This window comes from Thermorhabdus hydrogeniformans (genome assembly GCF_049310025.1).
In the GTDB taxonomy this organism is placed as follows: Bacteria; Bacillota; Thermosediminibacteria; order Thermosediminibacterales; family Tepidanaerobacteraceae; genus JBJYKD01.
Map to the genome: position 1 here is coordinate 1 of NZ_JBJYKD010000208.1, position 258 is coordinate 258.

Consider the following 258-nt stretch of genomic DNA (forward strand, 5'->3'; position numbering starts at 1 on the left):
GCATGAATAATAAAAAACAACAGGTGCAGGCTGTATTGGGGCTCGCATTGCTGGGGGGGCTGATGATTACCGCTCCGGCGCAGGCAGGTGGTTTTGCTACCCCGACCTATGGCGCGCAGGGCTGGGGCCGTGCCTTTGGTGGTGGTTCGCTGTTCAAGGATGACCCTTCAGCTGCGTACAACAACCCGGCTGCCATGGCATTTATTGATCACACTATCGTGCAGCAAACCGTCGATTACGCCCGCGTCAATATCAAGT

The 258-nt window shown here is 55.8% G+C and carries 1 protein-coding gene; it reads left to right on the plus strand.

The genetic code is table 11. The features are described 5' to 3' along the window. Window positions 1-2: 2 nt before the first annotated feature. The coding region (locus tag ACKX14_RS16145; protein WP_422449441.1) for an outer membrane protein transport protein at window positions 3-258 on the plus strand (256 nt) is incomplete at its 3' end.